Genomic DNA, 18,383 nt, shown 5'->3' with positions numbered 1-18,383 from the left:
ATATGATCACTGGAGGAAAAAAAGCAAGCATAGGGTGGCAAGATGGCCGGAAATAAATGGAATGCCCGTGGGATCGAAGTGGCACGCACAGTGGCAAAATGGTCCAAGGACAAAAGCACACAAGTCGGTGCCGTCGTGATGATGGAAGATGGCACGCCCTTGACGTTTGCTTACAACGGATTTGCCCGCGGCGTGAACGATGATGTGGCATGCCGCCATGAACGCCCTGAAAAATACAAATGGACCAGCCACGCCGAAGAAAACGCCATTGCCAATATGGCGCGCATCGGGGCCACGGCCTTTGGCGCGACCTTGTATGTGACCCATTTCCCCTGTGCAGGGTGCGCGCGCAAAATCATTCAAGCCGGCATTGCCCGCGTGGTGGTCGATGGATCATCCATGACCGATGATTTCAAATCGCGCTGGGAAGAAGACATGGCCGTGTCGCGCGAAATGTTCGGCGAAGGCGGGGTCGAGGTTCTCGTCATCTGATCGGTGAAGCTCCGCTTTTTTGGAAGATTGGATTGCGAGGCAGGATAGGTGTGATCCTACCGCACAGACTGGGTTCCCGCGTTCGCGGGAATGACGGTGTTTGTGCAGTTCTCCCTTTCGTCATCCCCGCGCACGCGGGGACCCAGTCTTTACATCGGGAGAAACGTTTTTCCCTTGTATTTACCCATCTAAAAAGATGTTTTAATCCAAACAGTAAAACCTGTGGTACTGTTTCGCTAAATCATGCTAACTTCCGATCCAAGGGAAGATGAGAAATGGAAATAGGATAAACCAACGTGACAGAGATTACTTCATCGGAAGAATTACGCGAATGGCTGAAAGGACGCGATAAGCAGACCTGCGTCGCCATTGCCGCACGTATTGCCTTACGGGTTGTGCCATTTTTAGAAAAAGCTGCTTATAAGCATGGTGATGTTATTATTTTACCTTCTTTGCGTGCGAAATCTATATCTTGGTTTGCGTGCGCAAGATTGAACCAAAATGTGGATTTCGCTGCTCGAACTGCCGCTTTCACCTCAAATACTGCTACAGCTTTTGCGGCCCGCACCGCCGCGATAACCTCTGCTGCCGCCGCTGCTGCCTCTGCTCATACTGCTGCAACCTCCGCCTCGGCCTCCAACGCTTCTATCGCTGCCGCTGCTGCGGTCCGTACGGCTGCTGCCGCTCGTACAGTCACTATTATTTCAAATGCATGGCAAGAAATTTCACAGGACATTTCGTTCCTTGAAGAAGGCAGGACTGTTGACGCCCTGATGGAAAGGCCGCTCTTTTTAGGTGAGATGGGCTCGGAGCTTAAAAAACGTTGGCAGTCGATGAAAGAAGCCTTGCTCAGTTTAAATGAAAACTGGCAGGTCTGGACCAACTGGTACGAAGACCGTTTGGTCGGTGGCCCCCGGCCCAATGGCCGCCTTGTGATTGAGGCATTGGAACGCGAACGCGTCCTCATCCCCGATGAAGACTGGAAAAAAGGCGCCGCCCATGTCAACGCCCTGATTGCGGAGATGGAAAAACGGTATTGGGTGCCTGAACCACCCGTGCAACGCCTTGCGGAAATTATGTTGCAGGTGGGCGACGATGATAAAGTCCACATTCTATCCTACCCTTTGACCGCGCGTGATGCAGCACAGGATAAACGCTGGCATGATGCGTGCGATGGGTTGCGTGATGCACTGGAGGATTTTGTTCATAACGTTCCAGAAGGCAATAATCGTGTGCTGGACAGGGCAATCAGGCGGTATCAAGCGGCTTTGTCGTCCCATTTTGAAAATCTGAATGTGATAAAACTGGGGCAAACAGGCAACCGTCTGTCAGAATTGTTGCAACGGGCCAAAGATGAATTGATGGATGATGTGGCCGCTGAACTCGCGGCCTTGCTTGTCAATCACAACGATTTCATCAAACAGGTGCCGGAATGGCGCGATTATCAAAAAGATGCAGATACAGGGGTGGCAAAATCGGATGTAGATTTTGCCCGCGGGGTAGTGGGTCAATTGGATGATCAAGGCGACTTGTTGGATGATGATGTTATTGAGGAATTTAAGACGTATGCCGACTTTCTCTTTGATGATTATGTTCCACAAGAGGACGATAAGCCTGTTGTATCTGACCCTGTTGTCGTTGATTTTGTGCGCAGTGTGGGCAACCTTTTATCCGTTGTGGCCAAGCCTGTTGTGGATTGTGCGCGCAAAGTCCGTGCCGGGGTGGATGTCTTAAATCGCAAGGCATTTGAATTGGGGGCGCAACGTTTTCTCATTCAGCTTGAAGATATGGGCCTGATGGATATGTTAATTGCATATGCAGGCAGTTCCCGTGAATTTGCATGGCTTGCGCCGATCATTGCCTATTTGCGCGGCAAGATGAGGGATTGAACTAACGCGCAAGGCCTTTTAGATGGATCGTCGTATCAAGTACGACGATGACGTATAGGGGGCGTTAAATGATATGGGCGGTGTTTGTGCTGCCCCCCATTTTGTCATCCCCGCGAACGCGGGGACCCAGTGTAACAGGAAGGATACGTCTTGTTCAGGGATGTGTCGCAGCGAGGAGGTTTTTGAGGCTGAAATCGTAAGCCGTCAGCGTTTTATTTTGAGTTTTGCTAAAATGGGTAAAATCGATTTTTGACCAGTCGCGGGCACCGAGTTTCTTTTCAAATTCGTCGATATTGTCTAAGGTAATCGCTTCCATCGGGAAGTGGATTTCTTTTTCCAACAGTTGATTGTTGTGATGGTCGAACAAGGCGACAATGGCCCATGCCCCGGCGAAAAAATGACCACCATGTGTCATGGTGAATTGTTTGTTGCGCACAGCATTCAGGCCGTCTTTGGACCAGTTTAATCCGGCAATGGCGTAATCCTGGCCTGCCTTCAGTTTATGGTTGGTCATTGCCGCGATGGCGCCCAGAGCAATATTGTCGTTGGCCGCCCAAATCAGTTTTGGGGCGGGGGCGTTTGCAAGATATTTTCTGGTTTCGTCAAAGGCTTGATCTTTTGACCAATTGGTGTAAGCGCGATGGATTTCTCGTAAGTCGGTCTTTTCACTTAAAAGACGTCCAAGTCCGCCATTGCGTTCCAGCGAAGCAGGTGTGCGGTTATCTCCGCCCAAAGTCAGGACGTCATAAGGCGCTTGCCAGTTACGCGCACGGGCAAAATCCAACAGCGAGGTTGCCATTTCATATCCGGCTTTATCGTTGTCCGGCGTAATACTGCCCAGCCAATATTTGAACATTTGACCGGGATGCCCGATGAATTCTTTTTGCTGTTCTGTGATGGAATTCAGCAAGAACAAGGTGGGAATGCGGCGTTGTTCGGCTTTGCGCAAGAAACCGGAAAGTTGCTGATACTCGTTGACGATAATAATGTAATCAAAATCAATGGCGGAATCGAAAATTTCAGCAGCGTTTTCGCGGATCTTGCCGGGGGTTCGGTCCCCGTACCAGATATGCAGGTCGGCCCCGAAATGAAGGGCGGCGGCTTGCATGGTATCGCTGACATCTTTCCAAAACCCGCGATCAGCAAAACCGGGGTTGTTAAAGGCAATTTTCAGTTGTTTGGAGGCACGCGCAGGCAGCTCGCCATATGCAGGGATGACAAGGATAAAGTACAATAAAAAAGATAGCGCCCAACGCATATAGGTCCCTCATTTTGTTTATAGAGCATACCGCAATCACAAGAGGTGTCCTATATGAAAACGGTAATTGCTACAAATGTAGCATAAGGGCAAAAGGTTAAAAATAAAAGAACAGCCCCTTTTTCAAGAGGCTGTTCTGTCTTGTCAACGTATTGGGCTGGGGTTTACAGCCAATCGTCTTCGCATTCCAATACCGCGTTGTAGCCTTTGGTAAAGATGGCTTTTAACGCGCTGGAGGTCGGCATAATCTGTTCGGCAAAGAAACGGGCCGTGTTGATCTTAGCTTTCATAAAGGCCGGGTTACCTTCGTTTGCATCCAGTTTCGCCTGTGCGATCAAGGCGGATTTGGTCAGCAACCAACCGCCGCACAAGTTACCGAGCAAACGCAGGTAATGTACAGAACCCGTTGCGGCTTGTTTCGGATCTTCCTTGAAGCTTTCCAACAACCATGCGGTTGCTTTTTCCGTATTGTTTAAACCCACTTCGATGGCCTCGGCCATTTCGGTGAAGACGCCGCCTTTGGCTTTGGCGGCGGCCAAATCTTCTTTGATCATCGGCAACAGGATATCCAGATAAGCCCCGCCATTCATGCCGACTTTACGACCGATCAGGTCGTTGGCCTGAATGCCGTTGGTGCCTTCATAGATAGCGGTGATACGTACATCACGCAGCCATTGCGGGGCACCGCTTTCTTCGATAAAGCCCATGCCGCCATGAACCTGAATGCCGTCATTGGCAACTTCGATACCGATATCGGTGCTGTAGGCTTTGACCACCGGGGTCAGCAGTTGGATCAAGGCATCGGCTGTTGCGCGTGCGTCTGCATCATCGGTTTTGGCGACGATATCCTGCTGGCGTGCGGTGAAATAGGAAATAGCACGTGCCGCTTCGGTTTTTGCCTTCATGGTCAGCAACATACGACGGACATCGGGGTGTTTATCGATGGTGACGGATGTTTTGTCCTTGGACCCGATAACCGGGCTTTGAACGCGTTCGCGGGCGTAGTTTAACGCACATTGATAAGCACGTTCGGCGGCCGCAAAACCTTCGTTACCCACGTTCAGGCGGGCGTTGTTCATCATAGTGAACATGCAGGCGAGGCCTTTGTTTTCTTCTTTAACGAGGTAACCTGTCGCGCCTTCAAAAGACATGGTTGCGGTCGGGGAGCCATGAATGCCGAGCTTATGTTCAATCGAAATACAATAAGCCGGGTTACGTTCCCCAAGGCTGCCATCTTCATTGACTAGATATTTCGGGACGATAAACAGGGAAATACCACGCGAGCCTGCCGGTGCATCCGGTGTACGGGCGAGAACAAGGTGAATGATGTTCTCGGTCATGTCATGTTCACCAAAGGTGATGAAGATTTTTTGACCGGTGATTTTGTAAGTGCCGTCGTCTTGCGGAACTGCCTTGGCGCTGACGGCGGCGAGGTCGGAACCAGCAGATGGTTCGGTCAGGTTCATGGTGCCTGTCCATTCGCCCGTGACCATTTTTTCAAGGAAAATTGCTTTCTGTTCATCAGATGCGTGATGGTGCATGGCTTCGATTGCACCACCTGTCAACATCGGGCACAAACCAAACGCGATGGAAGAAGAATTCCAGATTTCACTGACGGCGTTGGACAGGACAAAAGGCAGGCCCATGCCGCCATATTCCGGATCAAAACCGATCCCGTTCCAGCCGCCTTCGACAAATTGGGCGTAGGCTTCTTTAAATCCGGGGGACGTGGTGACTTCGTTGTCTTTCCATGTTGCACCTTGTTCATCAGAAGCTTGTGCGAGCGGGGCAATGACATCACGGCCCAGTTTGCCAGCTTCTTCCAGAATTGCGTCAACCATGTCCGGTGTTGCTTCTTCGTAGCCGGGCAATGCGGTAATGGAGTTGAGATCAAAGACGTCTTTAATCAAAAATTCCATTTCGGTAATGGGGGCATTGTATTCAGTCATGGTGTTTCGCTCACTTCATCGTTGGTCTATGACAAGAGACTTAATTGTAATTCGGTAAGATTATACCGATTAATAATTTCTATGCCATAAAAATGTTCGGTAAGCGAATTATTTTTTTATGACAAATGTAAAGAAAACAGCCATGATGTTTTGGTGAAATCGCAAAGGTGTAAAAAGGAAATAGCCCATGTCACTTGCAGACGATTGTATTTTTTGCAAAATCTTACGCGGCGAAGTGCCGAGCTTGAAGGTTTATGAAGATGAGCAAACCTATGCCTTTATGGATATTAATCCGGCAAACCCCGGTCATGTTCTGGTGATTCCCAAATATCACGCCGCGAATATTTTTGAAATTCCGTCAGAATGGTTGAGTGCCTGTATGGTAACGGTGCAAAAAATTGCACTGGCAGTGGAAAAAACCATTTCACCGGACGGGATCAATATTTTGCAAGCCAATGGGGAAGGGGCGGCGCAATCGGTTTTTCATTTGCATATTCACGTCATGCCGCGGGCAAATGGTGATGATTTGAAAATGAACTGGTGGCATAACCCGGGGGATATGGAGGCGATTGCCGCCTTGGCGGAAGAAATTAAAGCTGAGCTGGCTTAGGTTTTAATCTGAATGCGTATTCGTCTCCCCTTAAGCATAGACCATCAGAAGAAAAAGGCCATGTCAGTCTATTTGCCTTTTTCCCTTTATCTGCATTTTGTCACTTGGGATGCATTTGAAGCAATTTTACCTGACGGGTTGCGGGAAAAGGCCGCAGGTTTGAAAGAGACCTTTGGCGAACAAAATCGTTTTTTCAGCGAAGACTATAAAAAAGAATATGAACGATCCCCTTATATCCGTTTTTTGACAGGGCCGGATGTCCATAAGTTCTTTGCGAAAATGTTATCACTTAATTATCAAACCTATCAACATATCCTACAGGCACCTGTTGGTTCATTTCAGGAATATTTTGCGGATTTGAATTTATTCTGGAATGCAAAATATACCGATGACCTTGTTGGGGGAAACCTCGAAGATTTACGGACTGTTTTGTTTTGCCAAGCCTGTATTCAGTCCCAGTATCAACGGGTTATGGATAAGAAAAGCTTGCATGAACGACTTGATGAGTTTGCGAAAGATCAGTTGCGCGAAAAAGATCGTCAAATAAAGGCGCAAAAGCGTGAAATTCAAAAATTGAAGATGCAATATAACGATATAAAGGCCGAACTGTCGCAAATGCAGGAAAAGAATGTCGTTCTTGTCCCGTCCGATCCGCATTATATGCTGGGTTTGCATCCCGATCAGTCGAACAGAGCGCCAGAGCGGGCGAAAGTATTGCTTAAGGTTTTGCATCCCGATAAAAGTGGTACAAATGAAAGCGGCTATTTATTCGATATGATCGTCAAGGCACGGGATATGATTATTAAGTAAGGGCAAAAAGGGGAGAGTGCTCCTCCATTTTAGAACCCTTTTGTGCGATGGGAATTGACAGATTATTCGACCATCGCTTCAGAAAAGAGACACGAGACATAAAATTCTTTGCATCGTCTCGTGCCCAGTCTTTCAACTGGGCACGGTATGTTAAATCTAAACAGCACGGGAGTGTTTTTTCTGCCCTTGTTGCAAATAGGTGTCAAATGTTGCTGCAATTAAGCGCATCAAGGGGCGGCCTTCTTCCGGTAATGTCAGAACACCGTTTTCCAATGTACAGATTTCGTCTTTGATCAAGGTTTGCAGCCTTTCTTCTTCGGCGGCAAAGAAATCTTCGGACACACCGTGTTTACGGCATAGAGCAGGCAGGTCAACCTTCATATTGCACATGATTTGTTCGATGACAGCACGGCGCAGAATATCTTCGCTGGTCAGGGCGCGTGTGCGTCCAATGGGGAGCATACCGGCATCAATCATGCGGCGGTAATCACGCAACGGCTGAACATTTGCCATATAACCATCCGGGGTCTGTCCGATACTGGAGGCCCCAAGCGGTAACATCACCGGATTGTTATCAATCGTATAACCCTGGAAATTACGGTGCAAACGGGTTTCATTCATGGCGATTGTCATTTCATCATCCGGTTTGGCGTAATGGTCCAGACCGATTTTGACAAAGCCGTGTTCTTCCAATCGTTTGGCAGCGGCTTCCATTTGTTCCCAACGTTCGCTGGCATTGGGCAGGGCTTCTTCGGGGATGAGTTTCATATGAGATTTCATCCACGGAACATGGGCATAGCCAAAAACGGCAAACCGTTTGGGTTCAAGGCTGACGGCCTTATCAACCATATCAATGACGCGTTCGGTCGTCTGGAAGGGCAGGCCGTACAGCAGGTCGAAGTTGATTGAGGTAATGCCATATTTTTTCAGCCACTCAACAACTCGTTTGGTTACATCGAATGGTTGGACACGGTTGATGGCGATTTGCACTTCTTCATGGAAATCCTGAACGCCGATTGATGCACGGTTGATCCCGGCCTCGGCAATGGCTTTAACATAGTCTTCCGTTGCGGTGCGTGGGTCCAGTTCGACGGCGAGTTCTGAACTTTCATCAATATCGAACAGGTCTTTCAGCTTGTCGATAATGGATCGCCAGTCGTCGGCTTTTAACATGGTTGGGGAACCACCGCCCCAATGGACGTGTTTGGCCGTCATGCGCGCAGGCAATGCGGCCGCCAGCAGGTCTATTTCCTTATGGACGTATTCTAGATAATCGGAGACCGGATCATAGCGTTTAACAATTTTTGTATAGCATCCACAGAAATTACACATGGACTCGCAAAACGGAACGTGGATGTATAACGATACGCCTGTTTTTGGATCCAGATTGGACAGCCATTGACGATATTCTTTATCGTTATCGGTTTCCAGAAAATGCGGGGATGTAGGGTAGCTGGTATAACGCGGAACCCGAAGGTCGTATTTTTCAGCTTTTTCTGCGATGGTAACGCTCATGGCAAATCCGTATCAATGTGATTATTCGTTAAGGTGCTGTATCGCGCTTAAATGTGGTCATTGTTAGGCAAATCCAATAGACCCTGTAAAGAAACTTCGTTAACATATGCCCTCAAAAGTTACGGAGCGGTGGAATGTTTTTCGGAACTCGGGTTGTTTTATGTGTTCTGGCCTTGATTTTGATGATGTCACAAGGTCTGGCGAGCAGTCTTGCTGGTCAAACAATTCGTTTTTGCGGTGATGGGTCCGGCTGGCCACCCTATACATACACTTTACCGGACAACCCTGATCAAATTTTTGGTTATGATGTGGATGTTGTACGCGCAATATTGGCGCCGCACGGTATAAAGTCTGAATTTTTTATGCCGTCATGGAAGCAATGTCTGGAACATAGCGAGGCTGGAAATGTCTTTCATGTGGCGTTAAGTGCGTCCTTCCATCCGGAACGTGATAAAAAGTTTCTCTATACAGATTCTTATTATGAAACCGAAATTCATTATTTTTATGCAAAATCCCGCTTTCCCCAACCACCAAATGTTTTGATTGCAGCCGATTTATTCGGTTATGGGCGCGTGTGTGGTCGTTATTCCTATAACTATGAAGGAACCGGCGTTCTTAAAAATGATAAGCTTGCGTTGATCGGGAAATCGTTTTCCGCCTTGGTATCACGCACATTGAGCGGTTATTGCACGTTTTTTATAGCGCGCCCCAGTGCGATTGTGGGGTTTGGTTTGTTAGGGAAAAAGCTGTTTACAGAAGATGAAATTGAATATTTTCCCGTTCCGGGGGCGGATAAAGATCATTTTTATATGATGGTGTCGCAGCAATTCCCACAGGCCGAAGAATTGCGGCAAATCCTGAATGAGGGAATTGCGCGTCTTAAGAAATCGGGCCGCTTACAGGCGATTTTGGACGGGTATTATAAACAAATGGAATAAAGAAAAACCCGGTTGTTTGAACCGGGTTTTTTGTATCTTTCAGTCTATTCTTTTACGTCTGCAGCAACCTGCATTCTTACGATTTTGTCGGGGTTGGTGACTTTGCCGTTTTCGTAACTGCTGCCTTTTTTAATCTTATTGACATATTCCATACCATCAACAACTTGTCCAAAGATCGTATATTGACCATCAAGATGGGCGGCTTTCTTAAAGACGATGAAGAACTGGCTGTTGGCGCTGTGCGGGCTGCGTGAACGTGCCATTGAAAGTGTGCCGGTTTCATGTGGTGTGTTGGTGAACTCCGCAGGTAAATCTGGGTACTGGCTGCCCCCCATGCCGGTACCGGTTGGGTCACCTGTTTGCGCCATAAATCCACGGATGACACGATGGAAAACGATACCGTCATAAAAGCCTTCGCGCGTCAATTTTTTGATGCGTTCAACATGTTTTGGGGCCAAGTCTGGGCGCAATTTAATAACCACACGACCATCTTTCAGGTCCATGTAAATGGTGTTTTCCTTATCAAAATCGGCAGCATGTGCGCTGAAGCTTAGGCCGAGAACAAGCAAAAGCGAAAGAACCAAACGTTTCAACATAATTGAATTTCCTTATTTTATTCTGCGTCGGCAGCGACTTGCATTTTGATGATGGCATCGGGGTCTTCGACGCTGCCATTATCAAACGGACTGCCTTTTTTTATGGCGTGAACATGTTCCATGCCGTCAATAATTTGGCCCCAGAATGTATATTGATTGTCCAAATGAGGTGCGCGGTCAAAACAAAGGAAAAATTGGCTGTCTGCGCTGTTTGGATCCATGGAACGGGCCATGGAACAAGACCCTTCGATATGGGGCTCATCCGAAAATTCAGCATCAATATTTGTACCTGATCCGCCGTAACCTGTGCCGGTCGGGTCGCCTGTTTGTGCCATGAAACCGTCAATCACGCGGTGAAAAACGATGCCGTCGTAAAAGCCATCACGGGCAAGTTCTTTAATGCGGGCGCAATGTTTTGGGGCCAAGTCTGGGCGTAGTTCAATTGTGACGCGCCCGTCTTTGAGGTCCAGATATAGTGTGTTTTCGGGATCTTTGATGTCGACCATTTCGGAGTGCCTTGCTTAATCAAATTCTAGAATGTGGCAGGCAGACTAACATAAAAATCAACAAACGGAAGGGGGCTTCGTTAATCCTTTTTACTCAAACGGGTTTCAAGTTGTTTTTCCCAATCACGTAAAAATGTTTTTATTGCATGTAAAATCAAGCCGATACCCCACCCAAACAAGGGGTAATGAAACCATATTGTTTCAGGATTAAATGTCAAATTTATGAGGGCCAAACCTGCATTTACAATAAGAAATTTGATTAAATGGCGGTAAAATCTGAAATGACGGCGTAATCGACGTTCACGTTCAACATCTGCCAATTTTTCGCGCTGTAGCGTATCCAAGGTTGGCGTGTTGTTTAAAAAGGTGTCCGGCGAAGCGTCAAAGACAGCGCTTAAGGCCTTGGCGGTTTCCAACGAACAAGTGCCACCATTTTCAAGTCGTTGGATGGTGCGAATGCTTAATCCCGCGATTTCAGCAAGCTGTTCTTGTGACCATCCTTTTTCAAGGCGGAGTGGTTTTACGATCTGTTCCATGATTTTTCCTTATGGGTGATTTAATGAAAAAAGCATAGAAAAAATTTAGAGATAGCAACACGTCACGAAGGCGACAGCGATGTGACAGTCAGGTGGCACAGGATAATGTAAAAGAAGAATGGTTTTGCTATGCGACAAAATCTAGGTTTTCTTCAAAACCGTGCAAGACACCTAAAATACGGTCAATTTGTTCCAGCTTTTTTGGATCACCCGATGGATAACGTTTTTCAAAATCAAAACGGTCTTGCCATTGTTCAATATAATCACGCGGACGGTCCGGATCGGCCTGTTCTCCGGTTAAGGCTCCAATGGTATTTTCGAAACCGGGGTGTAGTTCCGGTTGGAAAGCCAGCATGGAATATTCTTCGAAAGAAAGAGACCCATCAATATATAAATCAAGACTGAAATCTGCCATTTCGCGTGGGGTCATCGTGCGAATGTCGAAAGTTGCATCGACGTCGTTGTCACCCGTGTTGTTAAGCGCGTCCAGTTGGTCCAAATCAATTTCGATGCCTTGGAATTGGACAATATCTTGTGGCGTGATGCGTTTTTGTTGCTCGATCCGAGTCAAGTCTTCAGGGCCGGGCGGCGGTGTAATTAAGACATTGCTTGCGGTCCCCGTCGTCATTGAGCGCCGAGACTGGTTTTCTTGTTCGTGCAGCAGAATGTGGGACAGGGTCGAGTCAATATGCATGATCGGCTCCTATCTTCATTTCTGTTTGTGCCGGTTGGACACTTATTCTGCTGCGTTTAATGTGCATTTGTCCTGTTTCAGTTTTTTGGTGAGATACATGGCATTATCAGCCGCAGCAATTAAGTTGGTTGTCCCGCTGTTATGGTCGTACGTTTGAATACCAACGCTGGCTTTCAGGCTTAATAAATGTTCTTGCCAGCGTAATGTGGTGCTGTTGATTTCGTGGGCAATTTTTTCGATACAGCGTTCGCCGTCCTGCCATTGGCTTCGAACAAGTAAAATGGCAAATTCGTCGCCGCCTAAGCGAGCAACATAATCCATTCCGCGTGTCATACGCTCCATGACACGGGCGACATGGCATAAGACTTCATCTCCGCAGGCATGACCAAAGGTGTCGTTAATCTGTTTAAAATCGTCCAGATCAATATAAGCGAGAATACCGGTTTCCTTGAAACGTCGGGCAGAGGCGAGAACACGTTGTAGTTCAGCTTGAAAACCGCGTCGGTTCAATAACCCCGTCAGGCTATCGGTCATGGCAAGTCGGTCCAGATATGCAATGCGTTCATTGCGCTGGTTAAGGGTTTCTTCCAGTTTGTAAGTCAGGCGCAGCGTTTCGTGCAGCGTTTCTTCACGCTGTGCGGCATTGCCACGTCCTTCCAGACAACTTGCTAATCGACAGATGCTGGCGACAAGTTCACTGACCTGAGTATCATTGTTCTTTACGTTATCAAACATGTTGCGGTACTCCGCCCTTATTATCGTTTCATTCCCTCAAGGCTTCCCCCCGGTTGCCAATCTTTCTTTCAAAACACATATTTATCCTGCATCGACCGTGATGTCGGATTTTTGGATAACCACGCAAAACATGTGCCAAAAAAACAATCTGAAATCGGCGGAAATCGGTTTGTCAAAACTTGTCATTACTAGGCAAAAAATGCCGCCTAGGCAAAAATGATCCGTTCAGGGTATAGTCAGAAGATGAAAATGATATTGACCATAATTGGGGCCTTCAGCATTGCAACTATTGCATCGACTGAGGCTGCACCATTGAAGCTGCGTTCCCATGAAGCGACATATGCCATGAAACAGGTTCATCAGGCCGGGCGAAACTGGTCTGCGGTGGAACAGGCACAGGGGATGTTACGCTATCGTTTTAAGAACGTGTGTGACGGATGGACGGTTGAACATCAAAGTAATGTGATGATGGGGTTTGAAAATGCCCAACAATCCCAAATGAAGTGGAATTACACCAGTTGGGAAGCTCATGACGGCAAGCGGATCCGGTTTCACAGCCGCATGAAACAAAACGGTGTTCAGGTAGAAAATTTCAGCGGGGAAGCCCGTTTTGAAGAGGGCAAAGGCGTTGTTGTCTATACCAATCCGGATGGGCGGCGCGAAGATATCCCGCAAGGGACACGTTTTCCAACAACGCATTTGATTGAATCGATTGAACGCGCGCAAAAAGGTGACCTTGTCTTTTCCTCCCCTTATTTTGATGGCAGCGGGGAAGATGCCTTTTTCAATGTGGATGCGGTTATGACACCGTACACAGGCAAAGCATTGCATGCAGTGAAGGGAACAACATTGGCCCCGTCACCGGCGTGGGATATGCAATTGTCTTTTCACCAACCGGATAGTCAGGAAAGCATTGCGTCGACCCAAATCGGCGCACGCTATCGCAAAGACGGGATTGCGACACGACTGGTGCAGGATTTTGGCGATTTGGTTTTAGTCGGTGATTTGGTCGAATTGACCTATCTGGATGAACCTACATGCCAATAAGGTCGTAGTAGTCTTTTGTTTATTATTTTATTTGCATAAAACGAGAAATGCCGTCCATACCGTCGTCACGTTGCAAGCGTCCTTTTGCTTCCAGATGGTGCAGGTGTGCCAGACTTTCGCCAATGGCGAAGAAAACTTGATGGCTGTCCAGTTCCCGGCTGAATAACCCCTTGAGGACCTGCAAGGCCGTTACCGGTTTTGCACATAGATTATAGGTTTCTTCCAGTCGGTCATCATGATGATGGGCCAGATCGGCAAGACGCGCGTGTAGGCCGCGAAACGGCCAGTCATGGGAAGGTAGAACCAAAACATCGTCCGGTAGAGGGGTAAAACGGGTTAAACTGTTTAAAAACTGGCTGAGCGGGTCCGCATTCGGTTCTTGTGGCCAAATGCTGATGTTTGGACTGATACGGGGCAGAACTTGATCACCGGAAATCAAAACATTCAAATCTTTACAGTACAGGCAAGCGTGCTCCGGGCTGTGACCTGTGCCGACAATAACTTGCCAGTCATGTGTACCAATGCGGATTAACTCAGCATCTTGAATGCGGCGGATACCGGCAGGTGGCATACTGATACGGGACGGATAAGAAACACTGCGTTCCGGGATTAAGGCCATGAGTTTTTCATCAAAACCCGCCCGACGATAAAATTGTGCAAGGTAGGTGCCGGAACGTTCGCTTGTTTCCAGCTTTAAATTGCGTGCCATTCCCCATTCGCCCAAGGTCATCCATAGGGGTAGGTCATGTTTTTCTTCAAACCAGCCCGCTAAACCAACATGATCGGGATGAAAATGGGTGACAATCATGCGTTTAAGCGGTTTGGCACCGAGCGGGCCGGAAAAAAGTTTTTCCCAACGTTCACGGACATTGGGCAGGTCAATACCTGTATCAACAATTGTTAAACCATCGTCATCATCCAATACCCACAAATTAATATGATTTAGCTTAAAGGGCAGGGGCATCCGCACCCAATGCACACCAGGGGCAACTTCTACAGATGTGCCGCCATCGGGAATGGCATCAAAGGGATAATGAATGGTGTCAGACATGATTTTTTTATCCTCAAACTAAAACGGCCCATCCTTTTTATATAAGGATAGGCCGTTTAAAAATCTTGTGCCCAAATATCTTAGTGATATTTGAATGATCCGCCTTTTTCGTTATTGACGATCCAGGCCAGTTCTTCTTTGATGACTTCGGTGTGGTGGTTTTCCGGTGCACTCAGCACGTCGCGGATGATTGTCATGCGGACAGCTTCGGGCAGGCGGTCGAAGTTTTCAAGGAACAGAAACTTGATAGATGGGCGGATCGTTGTGGATAACAGCATGGATGTGACCAGACGTTTGCGAATGTCATGGCGCAGATTACCGTTTTCCGTCAAATGGAAGAATTCTTTAACAAACATGCGTGGTGCCATTTCACCCTCAAGCAGGGCATGCAGATTTTGACGCAAGGCAGATGAAAACTGTTTGCGGGTCTGCACAATCGCGCGGTTGGTTTGTCGCACAACTTCGCCAATGGCTTTCGGATGGAAATCATTTTCATGTAGCATGTTGATCGCATGCGTAACATTTTCATGTTTGGAAGCATCGGCAACAATGCGCATGACTTCGCCGACAAATTTGTTTTTCCCGGCCTTGGGGCTGAGGCGGGCGGCGGCGGCCATAGACATCGGGGATTCTGGATCGCGTGTTGCCATCAGGGAAAGAGGCATCGGGTCTTCCAGTGATTCCAGATCCAGATTGATGTTTAAGAGGTTTTCCGGCATGAGGATTTTTGTCTTCTCGCCGGGGACACAAATCGGTTGATGGGTCTTGTATTTTTCTTTTAGATCCAACGCACACGAAATGCCTTTTCTAGAAATGCCCAGTTTTGATTCCAACTGATCAGCCATTCTTGGTTTCCCTGATTCAAAATTCTGCGCCCGAACATACGGACAACATGCCATTCTAACTATAAACACCTTGACCTGCAAAGGAGTTTCCACCCCAACCGCATGGGCAAATAATGCCCATTGACAGATCCGATCTTGTGATACAATGCCCGCAATTGATTAACACTTCGTAACTTATTGGAATTTCTTATGCGAATCGGAATCGACCTTGGGGGAACGAAAACGGAAATCTTGTGTTTAAGTCTGTCCGGGCAGGAACTTTTAAGAAAACGGATCCCCACAAAACAGGGAAAATATCAAGATACCATTCAATCGATTCGCGATTTGGTGCTTTCTGCGGAACAGGAAATTGGCCAAAAAGGTTGTGTTGGGGTCGGGATCCCGGGTTCGATTTCCAAAAAAACAGGGCTGGTTAAAAATGCGAACTCGGTTTGGTTAATCGGGCAACCGTTTCAAAAAGATTTATCGGATGCATTGGAACGCGATGTGCGTGTCACGAATGACGCAAATTGTTTTGCATTATCCGAAGCTGTTGATGGGGCGGGGAAAGACGCACCAACGGTCTTTGGTGTGATCCTTGGCACAGGCGCAGGCGGTGGGCTGGTTATTGACAAGCAGGTTGTTGCAGGTGTGAATGGTGTCACGGGTGAATGGGGGCATAATCCTCTGCCATGGGCGCGAGGGGACGAACAGCCGGGGCCTTTGTGCTATTGCGGTCTTCACGGCTGTATTGAAACTTTTTTATGTGGCCCGGCTCTGGCGCAAATGTTTGAAACGGCAACCGGAACACAGATAAGTGCCAAAGAAATTGCCGATTTGCCTCCTGATATCACCGATCCGTTTTTTACGGTTTATGAAGATCGCTTGGCACGGGCATTGGCGAGTGTGATTAACATCTTTGATCCTGATGTAATTGTTCTGGGCGGTGGCTTGTCCAATATTGATCGATGGTATCAAACCGTACCGGAACTTTGGTCAAAGTGGGTGTTTGGCAATGAATGTGATACGGAACTACGCAAGGCTGTTCATGGTGATTCGAGCGGTGTGCGTGGGGCGGCGTGGCTTTGGCCTTCAAAATGAAAGATATAGACAGATAAGTCTGTTATACCTACAGTTATAAAAAATAGTTACCGTCATGTGGGAGGTAGGATGTTCAGGTTATTGCCAATATCCATCTTTGCCGTTGCTCTGATTTGTCTAAGTGATTTGGTTCAAGCACAAATGATTTCGCCTGAACATGTGGAAGGGGCAGAGACAGTTAATGCCGCACAGGCAAAGGCCTTGTATGATGAAGGGGCCGTGTTTATCGATTTGCGCCCAAGTGAAGATTTTGACAAAGTACGCATTGCTTCGGCGATCAATATGAATATTGCCGCAGCCTTTAATCGAAAAACTTTTGAAAAGAAAGTTCCCAAAGACAGTGTCGTAATTTTTTATTGTTATGGGATACATTGTTTACGTTCTTATACGGCGTGCGTACGTGCACTCAGTTGGGGATATCAACAGGTTAAGTATTTTCGTGATGGACTTCCTGCCTGGATTGCAGCCGATTATCCGGTTGAAAGCGGAACATAATTGTATCTGGGTTAAATATTCCCTTTTTGTTCTTGTTTGTTCTGCGCTAAAATGGCGTTATGACAAAACGCTTACCTACATTATGCCGCGATTGCGCCCATAGTTTTGAAGATCGGCCGGACAGCCAACGGTGTCCGAAATGCGGATCGGTGCGTCTTTTGTCGCATCCTGAATTGAACAGCCTGCATATTGCCCATATTGACTGTGACTCGTTTTTCGCAACAGTGGAAAAACGCGATAATCCGGCCTTAAAAGATAAACCGGTTGTTGTCGGTGGGCGACATCGCGGCGTTGTGGCAGCCGCCTGTTATATTGCCCGCATTTATGGTGTGCGTTCGGCCATGCCGATGATGCGTGCCTTAAAATTGTGCCCTGATTTGGTTGTAGTGCCTCCGTCCAAGGGGAAATACGGCAAGGTGGGGCGTGAGGTTCGAAACTTAATGTTTGATGCAACGCCGATGGTTGAACCTTTGTCCATTGATGAGGCCTTTTTGGATTTGAGCGGGACGGAGGCCTTGCACGGCGGTAGCCCGGCCCGAACTTTGGTTCGTCTTATCAAACGCATTGAAACCGAGATCGGAATTACGGCATCCGTGGGGTTAAGTTATAATAAATCCTTGGCAAAATTGGCATCCGATCTAGATAAGCCGCGTGGGTTTGCCATTTTAGGCCGCACAGAAGCATTGGATTATTTGACAGATAAGCCCGTGAAGATGATCTTTGGTGTTGGGGCGGCGATGGAAAAAAAATTGGCCTCGGACGGAATTGCGACAATCGGGCAATTACGTGCTTATGAAAAAATTGATTTAATGCGCCAATATGGGGCGATTGGGGCAAGGCTTTATCATTTCTGCCGAGCCGAAGATGAACGCAAGGTGACACCGGAATCAGAAACCAAAAGTGTTTCTAATGAGATCACATTGGATGAAAATCTACATAGTTTTTCTGATTTGAAACGGGAACTCTATCCGCTGTGTGAAAAAATATCGGAACGTATGAAAAAGGCGGAATTAGCAGGGCGCACAGTGACGTTAAAACTGAAAACAACGGGCTTTCGCAACATTACCCGTTCGCGCCAACTTCCCCATCCGACACAATCGGCAGAAGACCTGTTTAACTGTTCGGTTGATTTGCTGGGACCCCTGTGTGATGGTCGCAGTTATCGCCTGATCGGAACGGGGTTTTCTATGTTACAGGATAGCAACCGGATTGATCCCATTATGCCGGACCTTTTTGATATGGCAGAAAGTCAGAAAGATCAGCGATCAGAAAAAGCGATTGAGGAAATTCGGCGCAAGTACGGCGGAAACGCGATTGTAAAAGGGCGTTTATTGTAG

The 18,383-nt window shown here is 47.6% G+C and carries 19 protein-coding genes; 9 read left to right on the top strand and 10 right to left on the bottom strand.

Features of this window, described 5'->3' with window-relative positions; all coding sequences use genetic code 11:
• Nucleotides 1-42 precede the first annotated feature (42 nt).
• Nucleotides 43-492, top strand: a complete 450-nt coding sequence (locus ACI0FF_RS12745) for a deoxycytidylate deaminase (RefSeq protein ID WP_419797193.1) — start codon at nt 43-45, stop codon at nt 490-492.
• 296 nt (nt 493-788) lie between these two features.
• On the top strand, nt 789-2,381 hold the full coding sequence (locus ACI0FF_RS12740) for a hypothetical protein (RefSeq protein ID WP_419797192.1): 1,593 nt from the start codon (nt 789-791) through the stop codon (nt 2,379-2,381).
• A gap of 154 nt (nt 2,382-2,535) precedes the next feature.
• Here the strand turns inward: ACI0FF_RS12740 and ACI0FF_RS12735 are convergent, their stop codons facing one another.
• Together ACI0FF_RS12735 and ACI0FF_RS12730 are read right to left on the bottom strand one after the other, a co-directional pair.
• Nucleotides 2,536-3,639: an ABC transporter substrate-binding protein gene (locus ACI0FF_RS12735; protein WP_419797191.1), complete on the bottom strand. Its 1,104-nt coding sequence runs from the start codon at nt 3,637-3,639 to the stop codon at nt 2,536-2,538.
• A 164-nt stretch (nt 3,640-3,803) separates the two neighbouring features.
• The gene (locus tag ACI0FF_RS12730) at nt 3,804-5,588 is read right to left on the bottom strand and encodes an acyl-CoA dehydrogenase (RefSeq protein ID WP_419797190.1); all 1,785 of its coding nucleotides are present in this window, start codon (nt 5,586-5,588) and stop codon (nt 3,804-3,806) included.
• A gap of 187 nt (nt 5,589-5,775) precedes the next feature.
• On the opposite strand from ACI0FF_RS12730, the gene ACI0FF_RS12725 reads away from it, so the two are divergent.
• Nucleotides 5,776-6,198, top strand: a complete 423-nt coding sequence (locus tag ACI0FF_RS12725; protein ID WP_419797189.1) for an HIT family protein — start codon at nt 5,776-5,778, stop codon at nt 6,196-6,198.
• Between the two features lie 60 nt (nt 6,199-6,258).
• The gene (locus tag ACI0FF_RS12720; protein ID WP_419797188.1) at nt 6,259-7,008 is read left to right on the top strand and encodes a hypothetical protein; all 750 of its coding nucleotides are present in this window, start codon (nt 6,259-6,261) and stop codon (nt 7,006-7,008) included.
• A gap of 156 nt (nt 7,009-7,164) precedes the next feature.
• Here the strand turns inward: ACI0FF_RS12720 and hemN are convergent, their stop codons facing one another.
• Nucleotides 7,165-8,523: an oxygen-independent coproporphyrinogen III oxidase gene (gene hemN / locus ACI0FF_RS12715; protein ID WP_419797187.1), complete on the bottom strand. Its 1,359-nt coding sequence runs from the start codon at nt 8,521-8,523 to the stop codon at nt 7,165-7,167.
• Nucleotides 8,524-8,657: 134 nt separating this feature from the next.
• On the opposite strand from hemN, the gene ACI0FF_RS12710 reads away from it, so the two are divergent.
• Complete coding sequence (locus ACI0FF_RS12710) at nt 8,658-9,461, top strand: substrate-binding periplasmic protein (protein ID WP_419797186.1); 804 nt, start codon at nt 8,658-8,660, stop codon at nt 9,459-9,461.
• Nucleotides 9,462-9,505: 44 nt separating this feature from the next.
• On the opposite strand, the gene ACI0FF_RS12705 is transcribed toward ACI0FF_RS12710, so the two are convergent.
• The 5 genes from ACI0FF_RS12705 to ACI0FF_RS12685 form a co-directional block, all read right to left on the bottom strand.
• Entirely contained in the window at nt 9,506-10,057 is a 552-nt protein-coding gene (locus ACI0FF_RS12705; protein WP_419797185.1) for a peptidylprolyl isomerase, read from the bottom strand.
• Between the two features lie 17 nt (nt 10,058-10,074).
• Complete coding sequence (locus ACI0FF_RS12700) at nt 10,075-10,563, bottom strand: peptidylprolyl isomerase (RefSeq protein WP_417820504.1); 489 nt, start codon at nt 10,561-10,563, stop codon at nt 10,075-10,077.
• Between the two features lie 80 nt (nt 10,564-10,643).
• Complete coding sequence (locus ACI0FF_RS12695) at nt 10,644-11,099, bottom strand: 2TM domain-containing protein (protein WP_419797184.1); 456 nt, start codon at nt 11,097-11,099, stop codon at nt 10,644-10,646.
• Nucleotides 11,100-11,226: 127 nt separating this feature from the next.
• On the bottom strand, nt 11,227-11,793 hold the full coding sequence (locus tag ACI0FF_RS12690; RefSeq protein WP_419797183.1) for a hypothetical protein: 567 nt from the start codon (nt 11,791-11,793) through the stop codon (nt 11,227-11,229).
• A 42-nt stretch (nt 11,794-11,835) separates the two neighbouring features.
• Nucleotides 11,836-12,528 (bottom strand): GGDEF domain-containing protein, encoded by a 693-nt coding sequence (locus ACI0FF_RS12685; RefSeq protein WP_419797182.1) that lies wholly within the window; start codon nt 12,526-12,528, stop codon nt 11,836-11,838.
• Nucleotides 12,529-12,777: 249 nt separating this feature from the next.
• Between ACI0FF_RS12685 and ACI0FF_RS12680 the strand changes: the two genes are divergently transcribed.
• Nucleotides 12,778-13,575, top strand: coding sequence for an EipB family protein (locus ACI0FF_RS12680; protein WP_419797181.1), 798 nt, complete (start codon nt 12,778-12,780; stop codon nt 13,573-13,575).
• A gap of 22 nt (nt 13,576-13,597) precedes the next feature.
• Here ACI0FF_RS12680 and ACI0FF_RS12675 read toward each other — a convergent pair whose 3' ends face one another.
• On the bottom strand, nt 13,598-14,626 hold the full coding sequence (locus ACI0FF_RS12675; RefSeq protein ID WP_419797180.1) for an MBL fold metallo-hydrolase: 1,029 nt from the start codon (nt 14,624-14,626) through the stop codon (nt 13,598-13,600).
• A gap of 80 nt (nt 14,627-14,706) precedes the next feature.
• The gene (locus tag ACI0FF_RS12670; protein ID WP_419797179.1) at nt 14,707-15,471 is read right to left on the bottom strand and encodes a hypothetical protein; all 765 of its coding nucleotides are present in this window, start codon (nt 15,469-15,471) and stop codon (nt 14,707-14,709) included.
• A gap of 189 nt (nt 15,472-15,660) precedes the next feature.
• On the opposite strand from ACI0FF_RS12670, the gene ACI0FF_RS12665 reads away from it, so the two are divergent.
• The 3 genes from ACI0FF_RS12665 to ACI0FF_RS12655 all read left to right on the top strand — a co-directional run bounded on the left by ACI0FF_RS12665 (nt 15,661) and on the right by ACI0FF_RS12655 (nt 18,383).
• Nucleotides 15,661-16,551 carry an ROK family protein gene (locus ACI0FF_RS12665; RefSeq protein WP_419797178.1) on the top strand — a complete coding sequence of 297 codons (891 nt, stop codon included), beginning with the start codon at nt 15,661-15,663 and terminating at the stop codon, nt 16,549-16,551.
• A gap of 81 nt (nt 16,552-16,632) precedes the next feature.
• Complete coding sequence (locus ACI0FF_RS12660) at nt 16,633-17,046, top strand: rhodanese-like domain-containing protein (protein WP_419797177.1); 414 nt, start codon at nt 16,633-16,635, stop codon at nt 17,044-17,046.
• A gap of 59 nt (nt 17,047-17,105) precedes the next feature.
• Nucleotides 17,106-18,383, top strand: coding sequence for a DNA polymerase IV (locus ACI0FF_RS12655; RefSeq protein ID WP_419797176.1), 1,278 nt, complete (start codon nt 17,106-17,108; stop codon nt 18,381-18,383).

It is taken from the genome of Terasakiella sp. 4MB5A (genome assembly GCF_050058155.1).
GTDB classification, from domain to species: Bacteria; Pseudomonadota; Alphaproteobacteria; order Rhodospirillales; family Terasakiellaceae; genus Terasakiella; species Terasakiella halodenitrificans.
Note: the sequence above shows the minus strand (reverse complement) of the source record. Positions and strands in the feature narration are given on the sequence as shown.

Excerpts from the sequence above, each read along its gene's own strand:
- ACI0FF_RS12745 (WP_419797193.1), top strand. The coding sequence starts at position 43 with ATGGCCGGAAATAAATGGAATGCCCGTGGGATCGAAGTGGCACGCACA.
- ACI0FF_RS12735 (WP_419797191.1), bottom strand. The coding sequence starts at position 3,639 with ATGCGTTGGGCGCTATCTTTTTTATTGTACTTTATCCTTGTCATCCCT.
- ACI0FF_RS12730 (WP_419797190.1), bottom strand. The coding sequence starts at position 5,588 with ATGACTGAATACAATGCCCCCATTACCGAAATGGAATTTTTGATTAAA.
- ACI0FF_RS12725 (WP_419797189.1), top strand. The coding sequence starts at position 5,776 with ATGTCACTTGCAGACGATTGTATTTTTTGCAAAATCTTACGCGGCGAA.
- ACI0FF_RS12720 (WP_419797188.1), top strand. The coding sequence starts at position 6,259 with ATGTCAGTCTATTTGCCTTTTTCCCTTTATCTGCATTTTGTCACTTGG.
- hemN (WP_419797187.1), bottom strand. The coding sequence starts at position 8,523 with ATGAGCGTTACCATCGCAGAAAAAGCTGAAAAATACGACCTTCGGGTT.
- ACI0FF_RS12710 (WP_419797186.1), top strand. The coding sequence starts at position 8,658 with ATGTTTTTCGGAACTCGGGTTGTTTTATGTGTTCTGGCCTTGATTTTG.
- ACI0FF_RS12705 (WP_419797185.1), bottom strand. The coding sequence starts at position 10,057 with ATGTTGAAACGTTTGGTTCTTTCGCTTTTGCTTGTTCTCGGCCTAAGC.
- ACI0FF_RS12700 (WP_417820504.1), bottom strand. The coding sequence starts at position 10,563 with ATGGTCGACATCAAAGATCCCGAAAACACACTATATCTGGACCTCAAA.
- ACI0FF_RS12695 (WP_419797184.1), bottom strand. The coding sequence starts at position 11,099 with ATGGAACAGATCGTAAAACCACTCCGCCTTGAAAAAGGATGGTCACAA.
- ACI0FF_RS12690 (WP_419797183.1), bottom strand. The coding sequence starts at position 11,793 with ATGCATATTGACTCGACCCTGTCCCACATTCTGCTGCACGAACAAGAA.
- ACI0FF_RS12685 (WP_419797182.1), bottom strand. The coding sequence starts at position 12,528 with ATGTTTGATAACGTAAAGAACAATGATACTCAGGTCAGTGAACTTGTC.
- ACI0FF_RS12680 (WP_419797181.1), top strand. The coding sequence starts at position 12,778 with ATGATATTGACCATAATTGGGGCCTTCAGCATTGCAACTATTGCATCG.
- ACI0FF_RS12675 (WP_419797180.1), bottom strand. The coding sequence starts at position 14,626 with ATGTCTGACACCATTCATTATCCCTTTGATGCCATTCCCGATGGCGGC.
- ACI0FF_RS12670 (WP_419797179.1), bottom strand. The coding sequence starts at position 15,471 with ATGGCTGATCAGTTGGAATCAAAACTGGGCATTTCTAGAAAAGGCATT.
- ACI0FF_RS12665 (WP_419797178.1), top strand. The coding sequence starts at position 15,661 with ATGCGAATCGGAATCGACCTTGGGGGAACGAAAACGGAAATCTTGTGT.
- ACI0FF_RS12655 (WP_419797176.1), top strand. The coding sequence starts at position 17,106 with ATGACAAAACGCTTACCTACATTATGCCGCGATTGCGCCCATAGTTTT.